General features: G+C 37.7%; 19 protein-coding genes. 11 read left to right on the top strand and 8 right to left on the bottom strand.

Features of this window, described 5'->3' with window-relative positions; translation table 11 throughout:
- Window positions 1-239 precede the first annotated feature (239 nt).
- Window positions 240-425, bottom strand: coding sequence for a hypothetical protein (locus HCX49_RS08280; RefSeq protein ID WP_168126766.1), 186 nt, complete (start codon window positions 423-425; stop codon window positions 240-242).
- Window positions 426-842: 417 nt separating this feature from the next.
- On the opposite strand from HCX49_RS08280, the gene HCX49_RS08275 reads away from it, so the two are divergent.
- The 4 genes from HCX49_RS08275 (at window position 843) to HCX49_RS08260 (ending at window position 8,983) form a co-directional block, all read left to right on the top strand.
- A complete protein-coding gene (locus tag HCX49_RS08275; RefSeq protein ID WP_168126765.1) occupies window positions 843-1,535 on the top strand; it encodes a hypothetical protein in 693 nt (230 codons plus the stop codon).
- Window positions 1,536-1,649: 114 nt separating this feature from the next.
- On the top strand, window positions 1,650-6,356 hold the full coding sequence (locus tag HCX49_RS08270; protein ID WP_168126764.1) for a SusC/RagA family TonB-linked outer membrane protein: 4,707 nt from the start codon (window positions 1,650-1,652) through the stop codon (window positions 6,354-6,356).
- Window positions 6,357-6,366: 10 nt separating this feature from the next.
- Window positions 6,367-7,728: a RagB/SusD family nutrient uptake outer membrane protein gene (locus HCX49_RS08265; RefSeq protein ID WP_168126763.1), complete on the top strand. Its 1,362-nt coding sequence runs from the start codon at window positions 6,367-6,369 to the stop codon at window positions 7,726-7,728.
- A gap of 4 nt (window positions 7,729-7,732) precedes the next feature.
- The gene (locus HCX49_RS08260) at window positions 7,733-8,983 is read left to right on the top strand and encodes a TlpA family protein disulfide reductase (protein ID WP_168126762.1); all 1,251 of its coding nucleotides are present in this window, start codon (window positions 7,733-7,735) and stop codon (window positions 8,981-8,983) included.
- A 95-nt stretch (window positions 8,984-9,078) separates the two neighbouring features.
- Here HCX49_RS08260 and HCX49_RS08255 read toward each other — a convergent pair whose 3' ends face one another.
- Window positions 9,079-9,300, bottom strand: a complete 222-nt coding sequence (locus HCX49_RS08255) for a hypothetical protein (protein ID WP_168126761.1) — start codon at window positions 9,298-9,300, stop codon at window positions 9,079-9,081.
- A gap of 35 nt (window positions 9,301-9,335) precedes the next feature.
- Complete coding sequence (locus tag HCX49_RS08250) at window positions 9,336-9,641, bottom strand: hypothetical protein (RefSeq protein ID WP_168126760.1); 306 nt, start codon at window positions 9,639-9,641, stop codon at window positions 9,336-9,338.
- Window positions 9,642-10,104: 463 nt separating this feature from the next.
- On the opposite strand from HCX49_RS08250, the gene HCX49_RS08245 reads away from it, so the two are divergent.
- The 7 genes from HCX49_RS08245 (at window position 10,105) to HCX49_RS08215 (ending at window position 14,787) form a co-directional block, all read left to right on the top strand.
- Window positions 10,105-10,632: a sigma-70 family RNA polymerase sigma factor gene (locus HCX49_RS08245; protein ID WP_168126759.1), complete on the top strand. Its 528-nt coding sequence runs from the start codon at window positions 10,105-10,107 to the stop codon at window positions 10,630-10,632.
- A 44-nt stretch (window positions 10,633-10,676) separates the two neighbouring features.
- Window positions 10,677-11,966, top strand: a complete 1,290-nt coding sequence (locus HCX49_RS08240; RefSeq protein WP_168126758.1) for a FecR domain-containing protein — start codon at window positions 10,677-10,679, stop codon at window positions 11,964-11,966.
- Window positions 11,959-12,291: a hypothetical protein gene (locus HCX49_RS08235; RefSeq protein WP_168126757.1), complete on the top strand. Its 333-nt coding sequence runs from the start codon at window positions 11,959-11,961 to the stop codon at window positions 12,289-12,291. Before HCX49_RS08240 ends, HCX49_RS08235 begins: the two co-directional genes overlap by 8 nt.
- A 153-nt stretch (window positions 12,292-12,444) precedes the next feature.
- Window positions 12,445-12,885: a toxin-antitoxin system YwqK family antitoxin gene (locus HCX49_RS08230; RefSeq protein WP_168126756.1), complete on the top strand. Its 441-nt coding sequence runs from the start codon at window positions 12,445-12,447 to the stop codon at window positions 12,883-12,885.
- Window positions 12,886-12,894: 9 nt separating this feature from the next.
- Window positions 12,895-13,038 carry a hypothetical protein gene (locus HCX49_RS08225; RefSeq protein WP_168126755.1) on the top strand — a complete coding sequence of 48 codons (144 nt, stop codon included), beginning with the start codon at window positions 12,895-12,897 and terminating at the stop codon, window positions 13,036-13,038.
- 27 nt (window positions 13,039-13,065) lie between these two features.
- Window positions 13,066-13,890, top strand: a complete 825-nt coding sequence (locus HCX49_RS08220; protein WP_168126754.1) for a hypothetical protein — start codon at window positions 13,066-13,068, stop codon at window positions 13,888-13,890.
- Between the two features lie 246 nt (window positions 13,891-14,136).
- Window positions 14,137-14,787, top strand: coding sequence for a transcriptional regulator (locus HCX49_RS08215; protein WP_168126753.1), 651 nt, complete (start codon window positions 14,137-14,139; stop codon window positions 14,785-14,787).
- 55 nt (window positions 14,788-14,842) lie between these two features.
- Here HCX49_RS08215 and HCX49_RS08210 read toward each other — a convergent pair whose 3' ends face one another.
- The 5 genes from HCX49_RS08210 to HCX49_RS08190 form a co-directional block, all read right to left on the bottom strand.
- Window positions 14,843-15,691 (bottom strand): hypothetical protein, encoded by an 849-nt coding sequence (locus HCX49_RS08210; RefSeq protein ID WP_168126752.1) that lies wholly within the window; start codon window positions 15,689-15,691, stop codon window positions 14,843-14,845.
- Window positions 15,688-16,305, bottom strand: coding sequence for a hypothetical protein (locus HCX49_RS08205; RefSeq protein ID WP_168126751.1), 618 nt, complete (start codon window positions 16,303-16,305; stop codon window positions 15,688-15,690). The genes HCX49_RS08210 and HCX49_RS08205 overlap by 4 nt, the downstream gene beginning before the upstream one ends.
- A 204-nt stretch (window positions 16,306-16,509) precedes the next feature.
- Window positions 16,510-17,391, bottom strand: coding sequence for a DMT family transporter (locus HCX49_RS08200; RefSeq protein WP_168126750.1), 882 nt, complete (start codon window positions 17,389-17,391; stop codon window positions 16,510-16,512).
- A gap of 12 nt (window positions 17,392-17,403) precedes the next feature.
- Complete coding sequence (locus HCX49_RS08195) at window positions 17,404-17,922, bottom strand: GNAT family N-acetyltransferase (protein ID WP_168126749.1); 519 nt, start codon at window positions 17,920-17,922, stop codon at window positions 17,404-17,406.
- A gap of 5 nt (window positions 17,923-17,927) precedes the next feature.
- On the bottom strand, window positions 17,928-18,404 hold the full coding sequence (locus HCX49_RS08190; protein WP_168126748.1) for a GNAT family N-acetyltransferase: 477 nt from the start codon (window positions 18,402-18,404) through the stop codon (window positions 17,928-17,930).
- Window positions 18,405-18,666 lie beyond the last annotated feature (262 nt).

The following is an 18,666-nucleotide window of genomic DNA, read 5'->3' as shown; positions in this document are numbered from 1 at the left end:
ACTAATTTATCTCGAGAGAACCGTGAAATCGCCCCGTGCTCAAAAAAATTATTACATTTGTAATTCTTTTATAAAGAAGCATGTGGGTGGTTCCGCGTAAACTCTGGGGATTGCGCCAGACTCCTTCGGGAAGAGGCAAAAAGGCTAGTCACCTTCAGGCCCAGAGTTGGAACCACCCCTTGTTTTGTACAAGGTATCTCCAACCCTTTGAGACTAACATCGTTCACCATAACCAAAAATTAATTATGATGAAACGAAAAGTAACCACCCAAAGAACCATCCAAGACATGATCAAGGATCAGAGTCATCGGTTCACCAATTTCAATTTTATAAAGAACATATCCTGCGCGCCAGAATAGGGCGTTTAGTAAAATATAAGTATAAATAGGATAGGGGAAGATTGTTCCAAATCTAAAAAGGCGCATTTTAGTAAAAGCATGGGGTAGCGACCATACTTAATATTAAAAATGACGTTCTAATAAGGTTAAAACTAGCTTGTTCCCATGCTATGATGGCTTATGTTTACCGACTTTCATTTTGATATACAATTGCTTGCATAGGCTAAATTGGATCGGATTTTGACGTTTTGCAACTTAAAATTACACTTTTCTAGTCATAAAGCAAATTATTGTCATCAAGTTTTATTGATTTACAGCAATAAAGGAAAGTCGGTTCTTGTTCTTTAACCCAAATAATGCAATAATGAAGACCATTATATAACCAATTGACGCTGACGTAAAATTGCATTTTCTTGATTTAATATTTTTTTAACTGGTTTCCTTACGGCGCGAGCCATGTCCAAATTGTTCGGTTTTAAGGGAACCAATTTAAACTTTTAAACAATGCAAAATACTTGCTATTGGGAGAGCTATGCGCTAACCCTAAGAGAGGAAATGTCTTCTTATCTGCGTGAAAAATGTGTTCCTGTTATTAAAAAACGAACTATGATCACACTTTTACCCGAACGATTTTTTAAAAATTTGTCGCTACCAGTTTCCGAATGCTCCGCGCATTCGGCGATGAAGTATGTCATGAAGGAAAGACCGAAGCAGCGTTATTATTCGCTCATGATCCGCCTGTTAGAGCCTTCGGATTCTTTCAGTATGGTGGTGCGCAATGACAACACCGATGTACTGCGGATCTCACTGATCAATATGACCGTCATTGAGATTTATCTCTTTGCTCTGGGACTACCTGCTAACTTTCCAACTAACCAAATACTGGTGTTAGGAGATCATAAGGAGCGGTTTATACCAATAGAGAAAGGGCAGAGTATCTCCTCATATTGCTATGAACTGGCAGTACCAGCACGGACAGAAAGGGAAGAATACCGACAACGGATACTGAACGATCTCAACAAGCACTTTGGAATAGAAGTGACCTTAGAAAGATTGACCATCGTAAAAGATAGTCGCAAGGTATTGAGCATAGCAGGAGAGTCTGTAGAGTTGATCTGGGAGGAACAGCTTATGATGATCATTAAAGCCAAAAGAGCGGTAAAAGAAAACCAAGAGTTAATCTTAGAAAAGTATTAATAAAGTTTCACTACCTGTGATCTCCGGATGCTGCCGAGGGAAAAGGTCTTGATGATCAAGTCTCCCTTGGTAGTAAACGGAGCAGGGAAGCTTTATGTCCAAAAAAATAAAATAATGAACATAAACATACAATATATAGTCAAGTTCTGGGATTATCTCCGGAAACTATTTAAGCCTGAAAGGGAAGGTGTGCTGTTGAGCAAAAAGCAGACGGAATTAACTGAATTTTCTGTTGCTAAAAAAGCGCTAGAAAATAATATTGCACATGCAACTAGTGATGGTTTAATCTTTCGTTTATACATTGCTGGTGAAAGTCTGGTTATCCTTAGGGACTGCCTTGTACCTGAGTATAGGTTGGCTCGGCAATCCATGGGTAGATCTTTGATAGCTGATTGTCAATATACCGAGCAAACAGTAATAAAAGAGCACAGAAAAGGCAAGCAAGGTGTAACGGAGTCTGCAAGGAGAAGCCTGCAAGAAGTAAAGAATAAGCCTAGAAACGGTAACGAATTGGCAATGAAATGCCAGACAAACGGCAATGAATCGGCAATAAACAAGCAAGGAAATACCAAAGAAATAGCAGAAGGTAGGCAAAGAAAAACTGGAAAAATGGAAGGGTTAATAAATTCTGATTTTTTCCTGACCAACTTAACACCAACTTCTAAGTTTCTGCGACTGGGCTTCGACTTGGCATCGGGATTTCATCGGCTACAGTGCATGAAAAGTCGAAGGATAGTCGAGCAAAAGTCAAGTGGAAGTAGAAAAAGGGGGCAAGACAGGGAAAAGAAAGTTAGTAGAAGTTTACTGGATGTGGCAAACAGCAAATTGAGGCATTTTCTGAGAGGTACCCGCTATATACCTGCTTTTAACCCGCTTCGGACCTTGTTTTACCTCCGTCCGTCGTTGCACCGTATGGGCACCGTACCTCTCCCGTCCCTGCACCAGGAAAAGGACGGTGCAACTACGGTACAAGTGTGGTGCAGTTACGGGGAAACTTACTACAAGGGTAAAAGAAGGTTAAAAGAAAGCCCGAACAAGATCCGAACCAGTGGCTTTGCTTTTTTTATGATTTTCATGAAGAATGTACTTGCTAAAATCATGGTTAATGTACGTTCAGTGTACGGTTTATTCACCAATGCCCTACCGAAAAGGTACCCAAAAGGTACTGGGAATGTACTGGAGAGCTACCAAAGAGCTACTGAGGTTAGTAGCTTAGCAGTGCTTGGACTGGCTTGTGCTAGGAAAGTATTTGGATTTAGTTTTCCATGTGTTGCCCAAGCGTCCGTAATGCGTATGCTAAGTACTGGTAATGCATGGATAGTGCGTAAAACGGTACCCATTTACGCACTACTGACGCACTATCAACGCTTTATCTATGCTTCATCCATACTTGATCCCTACACTGAAAGTGCTTTATCTCAAATAAGAGGATTTAAGCGATCCAATTTCTTTTGTCAGGTATCTGAGTGGTTTTGCATTAATAATCAGTCTAATCGCTTAAAATGCTTTTCAAATCAAAAGCAAGGAGGTGTTAGAGATGATGTGAATGAGAGTTTTATGAGTCGATTGGGAAAATCAGTGTTTTCAGCACCATTAATCTTACTGCTGTTGATGACTTTTGGATCAGTATCCGCACAAGCTCAGAATAAGCAAAATTATGTGTTGCAGGGAACGGTTATTTCTGCTGTAGATAAGAAGCCATTACAAGCTGTATCTGTGCGTGTTGAATCGGATAACGTGAAGACATCAACCAAGAAAGATGGCTCTTTCAGTATTGCTATATCCCAGCGTAGCGGCAAAGTGAAGTTCACCTCTGTCGGCTACAAAACCCTGGAGCTGGATTATACATCTGGTGTGGTGTTGTCTGTGCAACTAAATCCTGTCGAAAATCAAATTGACGAGGTAGAAGTGGTGTCTACGGGATACCAGAAAATACCCAAAGAAAGGGCGACCGGAAGCTTTGAATTTGTGGATAATAAGTTATTCAATCGGAAGGTTTCGGCAGATTTTGTGAGTAGGCTGGAAGATGTGGTGCCGAGTATATCTACGAATAAAACATATGCGCCAAATCGCGGTCGATATTTAGGAATTAAAATTCGTGGTGAAAGTACAATGAATTCTGATATAAATCCTTTGGTAGTAATTGATGGGGTACCTTATCCGTGGTCATTCGATAAATATATTGGAACATTTAATAATATCAACCCGAATGATATCGAGAATATCACCGTACTAAAGGATGCTGCGGCTTCATCTATTTGGGGAGCTCAATCTGGTAATGGGGTCATCGTGATCACCACTAAGCGTGGTAAATACAACCAGCCTTTTCAGCTTTCAGTGAACAGTAATGTGACTATTGCACAGAAACCCGATCTGTATTATTATTCCCAGATGAATACATCAGATTATATCGATCTGGAAAAAGAACTGTTTGATAAAGGCTATTGGAACAGTCGTATGAATCGATACGATGTTAATTTGACACCCGTGATTCAATTGTTGAAAAAGCACAAAGAAGGTGATTTGAACCAACTTGATTTGAATCGACAACTGGATGTATTGCGGGGTATCGATATGCGGGAGGATTTCTTGAAATACATTTATCGTGAGTCTATGAACCAGCAATACAATGTGCAGTTAAGCGGAGGTTCAGAAAAGATGAATACTTCTTTTTCTATTGGTTATGATAAAAACTTGGACGATGTCGTGACCTCCTCTTATAACCGTTTGACCGTTAAAAATAACACACAACTTCGACCGATTAAAAATCTGACATTGGATCTTGGAATTACTTACACTGAATCGAAAAGGAAGGATGCTAACACGGCTATGGTCGGTTATAATCTTATGGGGAGAGGTCAAGGAAATGCCCCCTACATGAAAATGGCCGATGAACATGGAAATCCGTTGGTTGTGGATGCTATTGGCTTTAATCCGATATTCAGAGATACTGTAGCAGGAGGAAGATTGTTGGATTGGAAATATCGACCATTAGATGAGTTATATGATACCCACATTTTAACCAATATTAGAGAAACGTTTTTAAATACCAAAGTTAATTATCAGATCTTACCATCTCTAAATGCTTCACTTCAATATGCTTATCAGCGCGCAGTTCAGCCGATAGAAAATTGGCAGGGGATAGGATCAGTTCATTTGCGTGAAACAATTAATTATCGGGCATCATGGGATAAGGATAAAGTGACGTGGAATTTACCAGTTGGTGATTACCTCAATACTTCCCACAATAATAACGATACGCACCAGGCACGGTACCAGATGGATTTTCAAAAGAATTGGAATGAACTCCATGATTTAAATGCCATAGCGGGTGTTGAGGTGAGACAGATCAGAAGTTCTGTTCAAAACACTGCTTATTGGGGGTATGATCCTGAATTCTTGACCCATCAGCCTGTACAAACCGGTAAATTAATTCCTGCTTTAAATGGAACGGCAGGACAGGTTTTTCTGTATGATTATTCCTATTTAGGTGCTTATACAAATCGTTATACTTCGTATTTTACAAATGCAACCTACACGTATAACAACCGTTATATTTTTAGTGGAAGTGCGCGTAAAGATGCGTCGAATTTATTTGGTGTAAAAACAAATGGTCGTGGTCAACCCTTTTGGTCCATAGGAGGAGCGTGGTTACTCTCTAAAGAATCTTTCATTAATGATCAGCTATTCCCTTTATTGAAATTAAGAGCCACTTATGGGTACAATGGTAATGTCAATAATAGTACGGCTGCTTATCCGATCATCAATATACAGCCTTCTCCTGATTATACTACAGGTCAGCCTTATGCCAGTATGCAATCTCCTCCAAATCCCAATTTACGTTGGGAGCGTGTGGGAATGTTGAATTTGGGATTGGATTTTTCTTTTAAAGATCGGATATCGGGGGCATTGGAATATTATAGAAAGCGATCCAAAGATTTAATAGCGGGAGCCATGATTGATCCGACTACGGGATATAGTTCTCTGGATATAAATTCTGCTGACCTGGATGGGCGTGGGGTTGATATTTCGTTGAATACTGTAAATATCAATAATAACGAGTTTAACTGGACTTCTAATTTGGTTTTCGCCTACAATAGGACAAAAGTGGTTAAATCTTATATTGAAAACAGAAGAGGTAATAATTTTATACCGGGGCCATATTCAAGTCCGATGACAGCTGTAGAAGGGTATGACCTTTATAGTTTGTTGACGTATAAATGGGCAGGTTTGGATCCAACTACTGGAATGCCCCGGGGTTACCTCGACGGAGAAATATCGGATGATTATTTTTCGATCGTATTCAATAGTACTATTGACGATCTAGAAAACCATGGTACTTCACAACCAAAATATTTTGGATCTTTTCGAAATAATTTCTCGTATAAAAATTTTGAGATATCCTTTAATATATCCTATCAGCTAGGGCATAAATTTATGCGTTCTTCATTTTACAACAAATATTTTATAGATCAGGGAGTGGGGCATTCGGACTATGCTCGACGTTGGCAGAAGCCTGGAGATGAAAAATGGACAGATGTGCCAGCTTTTACGTACCCCAACAACAATTTTGCAGGAGAGCTTTACTATTATTCATCTGCTTTGATTGAACGGGCAGATCAGATAAAACTTCGCGACATCCAATTAAGTTATTCAGTTCCTCTTTTGAAAAATACAGGAATAAAGAATGCGCGAGTGTACGCCTATATCCAAAATCCTGGAACGATATGGCGAGCGAATAAGCTGGGGCTGGATCCTGAATTTGGAGATGCAATCCCTGATCCGCTGTCTGTATCTATGGGTATTAATTTTAACCTTTAACAGTATGATCATGAAAAGAATTATACAATATATCCTGATGCTAAACTTCGCTTTTTTTGGTATTTCCTGTTCCAATTTTTTGGATTTGAAGCCTGATCAGAAGATGGCGGTTCCTAAGACGTTAGCACATTGTGAATTGCTATTGAACGATTATTCAGCCATGAATACCGGTTATCCTACCTTAGGTGAGATGGCGAATGATGATTATTATCTGAATGCTTCTGATTGGTATTCTGTATCAGAATATGAAGATCAGCAAACCTATATCTGGGCAGTTGACAAGTTTAATTTAAACAATCAATGGCAGATTCCGTATAAAAAAGTGTATCTGAGTAATCAAATATTGGATGTGCTGTCTCAACTGGATTCAAAACAGGATGCTCAAAAATACAATAAAGTAATTGGAGCGGCTCATTTCTTTCGTGCTTTTGCCTTTCATCAGGTGGCCGCTATTTTTACCTTGCCTTACCAAGAAAGTACTGCATCTCAAGAGATGGGCATTCCCTTGCGAATGAGCCCAGATATGGATTATAAATCGGTACGTGCAACTTTGCAAGAAACTTATGAACAGATCATCTCAGATTATAAATTGGCCATCGCTTATCTTCCCGTGTCGGAAGTGTTGAAGGGTAGGCCTTATAAAGCAACTGCTTATGCGGGCTTGGCCCGGGTATATCTAGATTTGCAAAATTACGCTCTGGCTTATGCTTACGCTGATTCATGCTTGCAATTGCAGCCTGAGCTGTTGGACTACAAAGAGCTTGATCAAGATGAAGGATTTCCCTTTGCACGTTTTAATAAAGAGGTACTTTTCCCTGCAACGGGACAGTATTCGTCGGTATTGTCTCAGTATATGGCTCGAGTGGATTCAAATTTATACCTGACATATGAGCTTCATGACTATCGAAAGACATTGTTTTTTCAACCCAATGATTTTGATTTTGGAACTTATGCTTTCAAAGGGTCTTATGATAATTCAGATGCACAGCCTTTTGTGGGCTTGACCACCAGCGAGGTCTATCTGATCCGTGCAGAGTCTGCTGTCCGTACGGGTAAAGTCACTCAGGCCTTGTTAGATATCAATATGCTATTGAGAAATCGGATCGATGCTAATCATTTCACTCCGGTAGCGGAAAATGATCCAGATAAATTGCTACGTATAATTTTAGCGGAACGCCGAAAGGAATTGATATTTCGCGGTCAGCGTTGGTCTGATCTGAAACGGCTGAATCAAGATGAACGCTTTAAAAAGACATTGGTACGTGTTATCGATGGAAAGGAATATCGTTTAGAACCCAATAGTTTAAAATATGCACACTTGATACCAGAATTAGTGATTTCAGAGTCTGGTATGCCTCAAAATAAAAGATAATCTAATGAATAAGAAACTGATAATAATAGCAATCATGATTTTTTTGTGCCCAATAGTCTGGGCACAAAAACAAATCGACCGTAGTCAAGAACTGAAAATAGGGCAGGTGATGCCGGATATACCAATTCAGCCTGTTCTTAATTATAAACAGAGTAATATCGATATTAATTCGTTTCGTGATAAAGTAGTAATTCTGGATTTTTTTGATACCTTTTGTAGCAATTGCATTGCGGCTATGCCGAAACTGCAAAAACTTCAAAATGAATTGGGGGATAAACTGCAAGTGATTTTGGTGACCTGGCAGGATCAAAAGACAATTGAGAAATTCTTTCAAACGAATAGTTTTTTGAAGGAGAACAAAGTCAGTTTACCAACGATATATTCGGCTGATCTTTTAAGGAGCTATTTCCCGCATAAGGGTGTGCCACATACCACGTGGCTTTATCAACATAAGGTGCAGGCCGTAACTCATTCTGATTTTGTGAAAAATGAAAATGTTGAGCTGCTTTATAAAAATGGTTTCATTAAGTTGCCTTTGAAGTCAGATTTTAATGATGGCTTGAAAGAAGAAGGGAATGCTTTGGAACAAAGAAAGGTAATTGGTTCTGTGGAAATATCCGGATATAAAGATGGGGTAGAAACGACAGGAATCCAGATCGTGTCCGATTCCATAACTAATCAGCAAAAGGCTACTTTTTATAATATGGATATTCTTGGTGCTTATACAGCCGTTTGGAGTAAAATAAAAAAACCAACATTTTTAATGAAAGATGAACGTATTATATGGAAGGTACAAGATTCTAGTCGGTACAAATATTTTAAAGGGAAGGATGGAAATATTGAATGGTTAATTAAAAATGGAATTTGTTATGAGCGGTATGATCAAATGAGTAGATCAGAGTCGGAGCAGGCACAGACCATACTTGATGATCTCAATTCATTTTTTGGATTGAACGTATATTGGGCGACTAAGGAATTGCCTTGCTTGGTGATCAAACAGCTGAAAGTAGAAAAGGGAAATATGCCACCATTAAAAAGCGATGGAGGTGTAGAGGGAACAAATGTTCTTGCTTTTATGATCGATTATCAGGGGAATTTTCCTCCAATCATCGATGAGGCAGAAGTTAAGATCAATATTCAGGTTGATGATTACTCGAGCTTGGAGAAGTTGAATCAACAACTGAAGGCGTATGGATTAATACTTAAGAAGGAAATACGACCCTTAGAGGTCTTGTTTTTTGAAGAGGTGTTATAAAACAGTTACGGGGTAGCCAATGGTTACCCCGTTCTATTCCGTATATTTTGCTTCAGAACCCAGTTCTTAGGCTTTAGTTAAGTTGGATAATCCTACTAAGTCTTTAACTGTACATTGGTAGATGCATTCCTGTTATGTAGGGCTAAAATCATTTCATCTTTCAATGCTGCAGATAATACTGGTTGTCCAGCATTATCAGTTGCCTGAATTGCACAGATTTGATTTGTGCCGCTACATCCCGGAGGAGGCGTTGAACCCACTAATTGATAGTTGCTAGGCTGCGTAGGATTAGAGCCGGTTAGTGAAAACCATGCCATAATATGTTGCAATCTTATACTTTATCATAATTGTGTTAGTTAATTGGCCCCGGCTCACCCGTAAGTGTGCCTACAGTAATTATGGCGTCGGGACATTGTTTCATTCGGCCAAACTGTTTTGTTTTCCCCTGTACCCAGTAGGGGAAGGTTGTAAACTTACGTCCATGTGCATCCCTGACTGGACCGGCGCAACAACAGCTTCCTTTCAAAGAATGATGGCGGAGCCCAATTCGGTCAACCATCCTGCAGCATAGCGCTGTGGATGCATAGCTTGTGCTTGCAAACCTTACGTTGTGTGGTGGTTTTCCAAATTGTCCTTTTCTATTTGTCTGCTCTTGCATGATCGTTTATTTTAATTTTTTCTTAGTTGTATTAATATCGTATCTCAAAGGTATAGCTAACATTATATCGTGTGTTAGGTAGAATTCATTTCTTGACTATGCAGAATTCATCATTTGATAAAAGGGAACTTGTTAGTTAATTGTAGTCCCTTGTATTAACTGACTCATTTTCCAACTTTAATGAACCTTTTGAATTTTATTCCTTCAGTTTTTGCAGTTCAATTTCATGTCGCTAAATTATTGCAACTATTTATTAATCAGATATTTGTATTTGTTTATTTAATAATTGTTTTGTATCTTTATATTACCATTTATAAATTCCATTTCCTGTATATATAACTATCCCAACTATGGGAAATATACCGTCTGTATTTTCATTTAATTTTTAATTAATTGACTATCAAGGGTATAATTTCACTTTTTATGTTAGAGATAGTAGAGAAATGGACATAAAACCTAAGATATGGTAGATGAAGCATTTAGAATATTAATTGATGATCCGGATCTGGGACTCCGGCTTATCATGGAGCTGCATGGACCTGAGCTGGTGAAGCAGATAAGCCGTTGCATCCAGAATGATGATGAATTGGTAAAAGATGTTTATCAACTTACCCTGATCGCGATATGGACGGATCATAAAAAGATAGGGAAATTGGAAGATCCTTTTGCATGGATAATGGTCATTGCCCGGAATACAGCACTTAGTACGCTTCGGTCCGAAAGAATACGACTAAAAGAACCGATTGAAGATCATGAAAACCTACGCAGTTCTGAACAGGCCGATACGGCTCTGGTCTATAAAGAGACGCTCGATGAACTGCTGCAGTACGCAAAACAGCTTACACCAAAGGAAGAAGAGATTTTTATAGCCTCTAAAGTGGACGGAATGGATAATAAGGAGTTGGAAAAAGTCCATAACCTCAAGGCTCAACGAATCAGGAACTTGCTGAGTTCTGCAAAAAAGAAGATCCGGAAGTTGCTAAGACGGTGAGCGCAACAGTTAATTGAGTTATTCATGCATTAGAACTATACACAATGGGACACACAGATATAAATATAAAAGAGTTAATCAAAAAGCAGTTATTGGAACAGCTAACTGTGGAGGAAGAGGAATTGTTGGAACGGGAGAAGACCAGGTATTCGGAAGATGAATACGAGCTTATGGTTATAGAGGTGTTGCGGGGATTGGGCGGACAATTGCCTAAAGGTATTCTGCAGGATTGGCAACCGGATGTTGATGCGATTATCGAAAAAGCGAAAGCCTTAAAAGCCGAAAAGGAAAAAGTGGTTAAAGTACAAAAGGAAGAAAATATTTACTGGGCTGTTGCCGTGGCAACCCTCTTATTTTTTGGACTCGCTACGCTAATATATTTTGCTTTAAGGCAAGAGGTTACCTATATATTTCCAGCTGGAAACAACAGTCTGCACTTTGCTAATGATGGAGATATTCCTTCTGAAGAGTCTTCCTGTATGCTTCTTGTCGGTAAATCGACCTGGATTAAAGTTTACCCCGATCATGTCGGCAGAATCAAGCAGGTAGGGGATTTATTGATCAGCAGGACAAAAGAGGGTGTGTTGAAAATTGAGAGAAGGGCAGGGAATCATGAAGAGCCAACGATCGCAAATCTAGAGATCTACACGGAGGCGAGACAGCAATGTGTCCTGGAGACTGAAGATGGTACACGTATCAGGATGAATGCACAGACCTGGGTGCGCTACCCGATACAGAAAAGGGACACATCTTATATTGATTTGATCGGTGAGGCTTATGTAGTGACCAGTGAGAAAACATTTATTATTGGTACTGTTAAGGGTAAAGTGACGGCAACGGCCAGTGATTTTGTGATTAAAGCGGAAAAAGAATCGACCAAGATAGTACTCAATAATGGAAAGTTGGATCTATACGCGTACAGTCTTAAGAAAAGTAAGAAGATGTATTGTCCCGGTGATCTTGGGGTACTGGTGGCAACACAGTCTTCTAAATCCAGTGTACCTAAAGATACGCTATTCCGTATGGAGAATATGGATTTTGAGATCGCTAAAATGTGGACCCGTAAAGTGCGCATTTATAAAAATATACCATTGCGTGCTTTCGTTGAAGAAATGAGCCGTTGGGAAGGATTTACAATCAAGCGGTGGGACTGTGTGCCCAAGAATAAATTAGTCACAGCATCTGTACATTATCGAAGCGATAAGCAAGAGGTATACAGTACTATACGCGATGCTGGTGTGCTTTTATACGAAGAAAGAGGAATGCTCAGTTTCTGCCCAGAAGATAAAAAGAATAAGATCGCAATGACTGAAAGGAGGAAATATCATGAGTAGTTATAAAAAGTTTGTGGACAGTGTGTTTTACAGTATCGAGATCAACGAAGTGATCGAGAGGCGCAAATGCCGAGCAACTGGGAAAGTAAGATTCAACGGTGTGGCAGAAGCGACCTTCTTTATTCATTGGCTTAAATGGCGGATTCGGAAATGGCTGAAAAATCCTGTGCGACGAAAGCATCGAAATAAAGGTTTCGGTGCTAAAACTGCAACTCCGCGGTATGTGTACCACTGTGAATTTTGTGAGGGATATCATATAACCAAAGAGCATCCATATGACTACCAACTTAAAAAAGAAAAGTATCATCGGAAATATTTTGGATAGTTATGTTAACAGTCTTTAGGAACGAATACTAGGTGTTATTATAATTGACCATTAACTTTTTCTAAAAATATGTTAATTTTAAAGTTGGTAAGGAAACAAGGGGATATGATCAAAATTAATAGGAGTGAACATTGTCTTATTTAAAAATAAAAGATGTCTAAAGAAAATTTAAATAGCCCATATAAAATTATAATCTCGAATGGAATCACCTATAGACAGAATGATCCAAAGACTCCGTATTCTGGAGCTTTCAACTGGACCGCTGTTGATGGCTCTGCTATAACATCTGTTTATGAAGATGGTTTTCTTGTCAGTCAGTTGATTACGGACAATGGTCTGGCTAGAAGTAAAACGCTATTTAGAAAAGATCACAGCAAAGAGATAACGATCTACGATGATAATGGAGATATTTACATTAGAAATCAAATGGTGGACGGGAAATTGGACGGCATGACAGAGATTTACACAGATGGAGTATTATTGATAACTACAGAATTTAAAAAAGGAAGAAAAAATGGGGAGTGCATTGTATACCATGCTGATGGGTCTATTGCTAGGCGGGAGTATTATCTCAATAATGTCAAACAAGATTAGAAACATAAGATGAATTCTAGCTCTGTTCAATATGTAGGAATTAATGAAAACTATTTATTTCTTGTACTTTCTGGAGAAAAACTCATTAGAGAAGTAATGGAAAAATTAGGAAGCCATAATATGAAAATAAAGCCCATTACAGATCTAATTTAGAAAAGTATCCATATTGAAAAAACGAACATGAGCATAGTAAAAATACCGAAAAAATTACGAGATATTTTGGACACTTTAAGAAGTGGACAAATTGAAATTGGTCTAGAGCAGTTAGAGCAAATAAAAGGCTTTGAACCTCAGAAAGCTATTGTTCATGCGGAGATAAATTACTTCAAGAGCAATTACGAAATCGCGATGACAAACGATGAAAGTGGTTTGCCATTTAATGACCAATGGTATGCTGGAAACGTTTTAAGTGAACACTTTTCTGCATACACAAATACAGCTCTAATGACGGGAAGTATTTCAAGAGCAGAGACTTTTTACAGCAATTTCTTAATTGAAAAAGAAAAATTAAATTTACCTGAACATCAGATACGTACTTATAGGTTTCAAATTGAACGTCATTTAGCTAAACTAAAGGGTGAAAATGATTTGAGTATTTCGCGTAAACCGCTCAAAATTATAAATGACGGTAAATCAACTGCTGAATTTATTGCACAATTGAAGCAGTATCGTCCAAAATTGACATTTGATAGTGAAAAAGGAGCAGAATACCTGCTTCACTTTATGTTAGAGTCAGGGAATACGGACGAAGGTCTAGCCTATTATGAAAAGTTTGCTGCTAAAATTTTCCTAGATAATATTCACATAAATGCCGCAAGACTTTTTTATCTGACAGGGCAAATCGATAAAGCAAAACAAGCTTTACTAACGTTTGCAAAAAATTGGTATCCTGTTGAGCACATTCAAATTACCCCAATGGTGTTGTTCGATTATGATGACTTGTTACCGGTTTTGACAAAAGAATTTAAACAAGAGATTTTAAGTCTTCCAAAAGGAAAACAATAAAGCAATTTAGGGAGTGACAGCTGTTGTGAAAAAAGAAAACATCTCCATTGTCACTGACAATCAGATGCTCAGTTGTACAACAATTCGTCTGCCGGGTAGTGGCGTATATAATATCAAAGAGCACGAATGGAGACAAATACCTTACGAATTGTAAACGATGACCCTCAAATATAAATTGGTCATAGATTGCCAGCGATAAAACTTGTAATTTACGGGAGTTCTTAGTGTTGCTAAATGAATATAATCATGATGAGAAAATATCTTTGTATAATGCTTCTTTTTATCGCTGCAGCGAATGGTCTGCATGCGCAAACGGTGACCAGTAAATTGCTCCCAACCAAATTAAAGGCAAGTTTTGAACGTGTAAAAGATGCTATCCCTGATATGCCCGGCTGGTACATTGATCAGGATATGGAGGTTAAAGCCCTGGCGCATACAGATAGTACGGCTACCTTTGAAATCCAGGAGAAAGGTTTAAGTACTGAAATTCTTGTTGATAACGAAAAAGAGTATAATAAGTTGGTCGCAGCGGCAGCAAAAGACGTTTCCAAACCAAGTATTTATATGCTCTATAATTACAAGTTAAAAGGCAAAAAAACGCAGTTTGTGCCGATAAAAAAAAGCTTTTTATTTTTTGAATACGGGTTTATCTGGACACTGACCGTAAAAAAAATAGCAGAAAACGAAACTGAGCTTTCATTTGCATATAAATCGCTGGCCCCCACATTTGCCAATAAAATAGAAAGCGAATTTAAAAGCGATACCTATTATAGCAACAAAATTCTAAAAATCTCGGTCGATGATAAGCGCATGCGTCAGCGGATCAACGATATTTTGATCAACAAAATGCATGTCGACAGGGATTATCCGGCGCCATCATATCCAACCCGTAATTAGGTTTTATATTTTGTGCCATGGATAATCTTTTAGATGTGATCCTGTTCAAATATTTCTACGGCGTATAGACCATATAGCCATCTTTTAAATCAACTCCAGTAAACCAGATTGGTCTTAGGAAATCCTCTTTTGTAATAGGAGTAGTCATATAATGACGAATGATTTCAAAGGGGTCTCCGTCCTGAAGGTCTACTTGCTTTGTATCCGAAATTTGAAAATGAATGGTTGAATTTGCCAAGATTGCCTCGTCCTGCTCGGTTAGTTCTCTTTTATAATATTTTTTTTCTATCAATGCTTTTATCGTTTCATAGTCCGCATCAGACTCCATGAAAATTGATGCAGCCCTGCCAAAGGAGATTCCATCAACATACATGTAGTCCTTTGGATCCAGACCTTTCATCGCTGCATGTGCTTTTGCTTTGGCATGGTCAGGCATACAATCTAAACTATAGATAAGATTGGTGAATCTTGTAGCATATAGGGATTTGGAATTTTTAGCTTTTGGGTTGACCGCAAGCATTATCTCTGCATTAATTTTTTGACCAAAAAATGCCCCTAACTTGTCATAAGATGCTACTTTTTGGGTATTGGGTGACGATTCGCTTACTATTACTGGTAATACATCCTCATCAAAATCTTTCATTATAAAATTGATCATCGCAGATTTGCTCGGAACTATGAGCGTGACATCTGTTGTCTGTAAATAGTCTACAGGCGGAAGGTTTGGAGCTTCAATAAATTCATAATTATCCTCATTGAGCGAACTGATCTTCATAATTGCACCCAGGTATAGTTTCTCAATATTTTTATTGGTGAAAATCCTATCTCTGTCATCGTCGACTTCTTGTGCTATGACGTTTAAACAAAATAGGTGCAATAATATGATGAGTATTTTTACTTTCATGACTTTACATTTTCGGGTACATAAATAATCTTGATCTTTAACCAGATTGTTTTCATAGCGGCTCTACTTTTATCACTCAATATGTCATTGATCGACGATGGATTGTAAAGCTGACCCGAGCGGAGGGCATTGGAATTCTCGCTTTTTAATTGGCTGTTATAGAGTGCAATATTTAATGAAATCTCATTTTTGTCGTTCTTGGTGGCAAAGTGTTTCCAATCCTTGTCTTGATCCTGATAAATAAACAAATCTTCTTTTTCCCATTTTATTTTATACGACTCTTTGTAGCCACCAGCTTTAGTAATGAACAGTGAATCCTTTTTGAGGGTCATAGCCTGAGGCCTGAAATATTTTGGACGGTTCTTGAAGTTCTTATCTTGATCAGTTTGTGCAAATGAAGATAGCAACTCATTATTTTGATAAAGGCTAAATTCCAATAGGCTCTCCGTGCTGTAAACATATGTCTGATCTTTGATCGGGTCTGGACCTTTCTCAGGTTCTGGCTCAGGTATTACTTTTGGTTCTTCGGGCGTTGTTTTTGTACAGGATTGGAATACGATGGCTCCTAGAAAAAGTATAAGGATATATCGAATATTGATAGCGGGTATCTTCATTTTATTAAACTTATAAAGTTAAAAGCTCTATTTTTTCTTATATCATATTTGGTTTTCTTTATAAATGTAGTGATTGTAAAATAGATTAACAAAATTAAATTCACTATGCAGGGAATATTTGATTTTGGAAATTTGTTGGTTGCTACCTTTGAAAAGTTTTTAGCCTTTGTTGATGGGATAAAAAGTAATGTAGAGATAGGATGCTCACTCTGACAATTCTAAAGTTCTTTTCTTTTTAAACTTCAATTCCGAGATCAGAGTTCCAATAAAAATGAGGCTTCCTCCGAGCAATAATTTTATGGATAAACTCTCATCTAAAATAAAGTAGGCCGCCACTGCTGCAAAAATAGGTTCGAACAAGTAAATAATAGCTACTTTTTCAGCGGAAATATATCGCTGGGATATATTGGATATGGTATACATATAGGCTGTTGAAAATATTGAACAGTACAAAATACCTAACCAAAAACCTTCATTTTGCGGAATCCATACTGTATTGTTATCCATAACTGTAAAACCAAACATAATAATGGTACAAAAGAAAAACATAGGAACAATCGTAGGTAAAATATTCTTCAGTAGACTATACTTTTCCACTTTTATTAAATAGACTGCAAATCCTATGGCGCCGATAAATGTATACAAGTCACCTAGTCCAATGCTGAAGTTTTTATTGACGGAGATTATCATCAAACCCATCAACGCAACTGTAGCTGCCAACCAAATTTTTAATTTTACTATATTTCTATAGAAAACCAGTTTTATAATGGGAATTATTACAACACAGATGCCAGCAATAAAAGCACATTGAGAGGCTGAGGTCATCTTGACTCCTAATGTCTGCATACTAATTCCGAACGTGAGTGGTACAGCTAGGAGAAGAGCATTTTTTAATATGCTCTTATCTATTTTAGAAAAATGCTTAAAAAAAAGTATCGAAAGAATTATTGTGGCCAGAAAAAATCGGTAAAATAAAAATGTATACGATGACCCGCTTCCTATGGCAGTCTTTGTGACCGGAAATGAAATGCCCCAAAAAGCTGTTCCAAGAATCAGAAGCAGTATAAACAGATTTTTACTTTTCATATTAAAAGATGACTACAGCATTTTTTTCATCATGATATCAGTTTGCTCATCGTCACCTAGAACAAATATGTGTTTGTCAAACTCTATAAAACCATTTTTCTTATAGAAGCTTATCGCTCTCGGGTTCTCTTCCCAAACACCTAACCATACATATTCAGATTTTCTTTCCAATGCGATCTGTAGTGCTTTTTCGTAAAGAATCTGACCGATTTTTTTTCCGTGATAATCCTGCAATACGTAAATCCTTTCTATTTCCAAGCTTTCGTGATGCTGCTCTTCAGTTTGAGATTCTCCAACATTTATTTTTAAGTATCCTATCACTTCCTGATTATCTAAAGCAAAATAAAACTCTGAATACGGATTGGTCAGTTCTTCTGTCAACTTATCTATTGAAAAACCTTCCTCAAGATATTTTTTCATATTTTCTTCCGTATTGCTTTCGGAAAATGTTTCGAAAAACGTTTGTTTTCCAATTTTTTGTAAATCTTTTATATCACTTAAAGTGACCTTTTTTATATTGATTTTTTCCATGTTTTTTATTTTGAAATGTTCCACTCATAGTTTAACCATTCTGTATTCTCATTTGCACCCAGCCGTTCGTAGAATTTTTTTCCAGATTCGTTCCAAGGTGCTACGGTCCATTTTATTTGTGCACAGTTGTTATGCTCAGCTTCGATACGTAATGCGTTCATTAACTGTTCTCCGATTTTTTGACCTCTGTAATTGGTATCCACAAATAGTTCTTTTAAATAGATCGACGGTCTGTTCTGTGCCGTATACGGAAGAAAGTAATATACCAGCATACCTACGAGTGAATCCCCATCTACAGCAACGATAGCGTAAAAGTCAGGAGGACTTTTTTTAAAGCCACTTTCTAAAACGATATCTGGTGTAATAGCAAAAGATTCGATGTAACTTTCAAAGACTGCCAATTCTTTCATCAGAAGCCACAGCTTTTCACTGTCGGCAGCAACTGCCTTGCGTATTTTTATTTCTGGATGGTTTGCAATCATATTTTTAAAGTTGAATTGAAGTTTTTTTGTATTTCAATGATCTATGGGATAATTCGTATATCATGATTCTAAATACAATAGATGTGATTTTAAGCTTAGTTATTATCTAATTTTAAATATATCTTATCCTCTTTCTAAGTGTAAAAGTATCAAATGTATTAATGCAAAAAAATGCTATTTTACGATTATTTAATGCGTTTTTTGCATAAGTAACAATATGCTCAGTTGTATAGTGGTGCATTAAAAGTGATTCCACGGATGT

Origin of the sequence: Sphingobacterium sp. B16(2022), assembly GCF_012030425.1 — a bacterium.
GTDB classification, from domain to species: Bacteria; Bacteroidota; Bacteroidia; order Sphingobacteriales; family Sphingobacteriaceae; genus Sphingobacterium; species Sphingobacterium anhuiense.
This window is presented reverse-complemented; position numbering and strand designations above follow the sequence as displayed.

Bases quoted from the DNA above. Each gene is read 5' to 3' on its own strand.
- HCX49_RS08255 (WP_168126761.1), bottom strand. From the start codon at position 9,300: ATGGCATGGTTTTCACTAACCGGCTCTAATCCTACGCAGCCTAGCAAC.
- HCX49_RS08280 (WP_168126766.1), bottom strand. From the start codon at position 425: ATGCGCCTTTTTAGATTTGGAACAATCTTCCCCTATCCTATTTATACT.
- HCX49_RS08200 (WP_168126750.1), bottom strand. From the start codon at position 17,391: ATGAAAAGTAAAAATCTGTTTATACTGCTTCTGATTCTTGGAACAGCT.
- HCX49_RS08205 (WP_168126751.1), bottom strand. From the start codon at position 16,305: ATGAAGATACCCGCTATCAATATTCGATATATCCTTATACTTTTTCTA.
- HCX49_RS08265 (WP_168126763.1), top strand. From the start codon at position 6,367: ATGAAAAGAATTATACAATATATCCTGATGCTAAACTTCGCTTTTTTT.
- HCX49_RS08260 (WP_168126762.1), top strand. From the start codon at position 7,733: ATGAATAAGAAACTGATAATAATAGCAATCATGATTTTTTTGTGCCCA.
- HCX49_RS08195 (WP_168126749.1), bottom strand. From the start codon at position 17,922: ATGGAAAAAATCAATATAAAAAAGGTCACTTTAAGTGATATAAAAGAT.
- HCX49_RS08240 (WP_168126758.1), top strand. From the start codon at position 10,677: ATGGGACACACAGATATAAATATAAAAGAGTTAATCAAAAAGCAGTTA.
- HCX49_RS08215 (WP_168126753.1), top strand. From the start codon at position 14,137: ATGATGAGAAAATATCTTTGTATAATGCTTCTTTTTATCGCTGCAGCG.
- HCX49_RS08220 (WP_168126754.1), top strand. From the start codon at position 13,066: ATGAGCATAGTAAAAATACCGAAAAAATTACGAGATATTTTGGACACT.
- HCX49_RS08250 (WP_168126760.1), bottom strand. From the start codon at position 9,641: ATGCAAGAGCAGACAAATAGAAAAGGACAATTTGGAAAACCACCACAC.
- HCX49_RS08230 (WP_168126756.1), top strand. From the start codon at position 12,445: ATGTCTAAAGAAAATTTAAATAGCCCATATAAAATTATAATCTCGAAT.
- HCX49_RS08235 (WP_168126757.1), top strand. From the start codon at position 11,959: ATGAGTAGTTATAAAAAGTTTGTGGACAGTGTGTTTTACAGTATCGAG.
- HCX49_RS08190 (WP_168126748.1), bottom strand. From the start codon at position 18,404: ATGATTGCAAACCATCCAGAAATAAAAATACGCAAGGCAGTTGCTGCC.
- HCX49_RS08245 (WP_168126759.1), top strand. From the start codon at position 10,105: ATGGTAGATGAAGCATTTAGAATATTAATTGATGATCCGGATCTGGGA.
- HCX49_RS08270 (WP_168126764.1), top strand. From the start codon at position 1,650: ATGAACATAAACATACAATATATAGTCAAGTTCTGGGATTATCTCCGG.
- HCX49_RS08225 (WP_168126755.1), top strand. From the start codon at position 12,895: ATGAATTCTAGCTCTGTTCAATATGTAGGAATTAATGAAAACTATTTA.
- HCX49_RS08210 (WP_168126752.1), bottom strand. From the start codon at position 15,691: ATGAAAGTAAAAATACTCATCATATTATTGCACCTATTTTGTTTAAAC.
- HCX49_RS08275 (WP_168126765.1), top strand. From the start codon at position 843: ATGCAAAATACTTGCTATTGGGAGAGCTATGCGCTAACCCTAAGAGAG.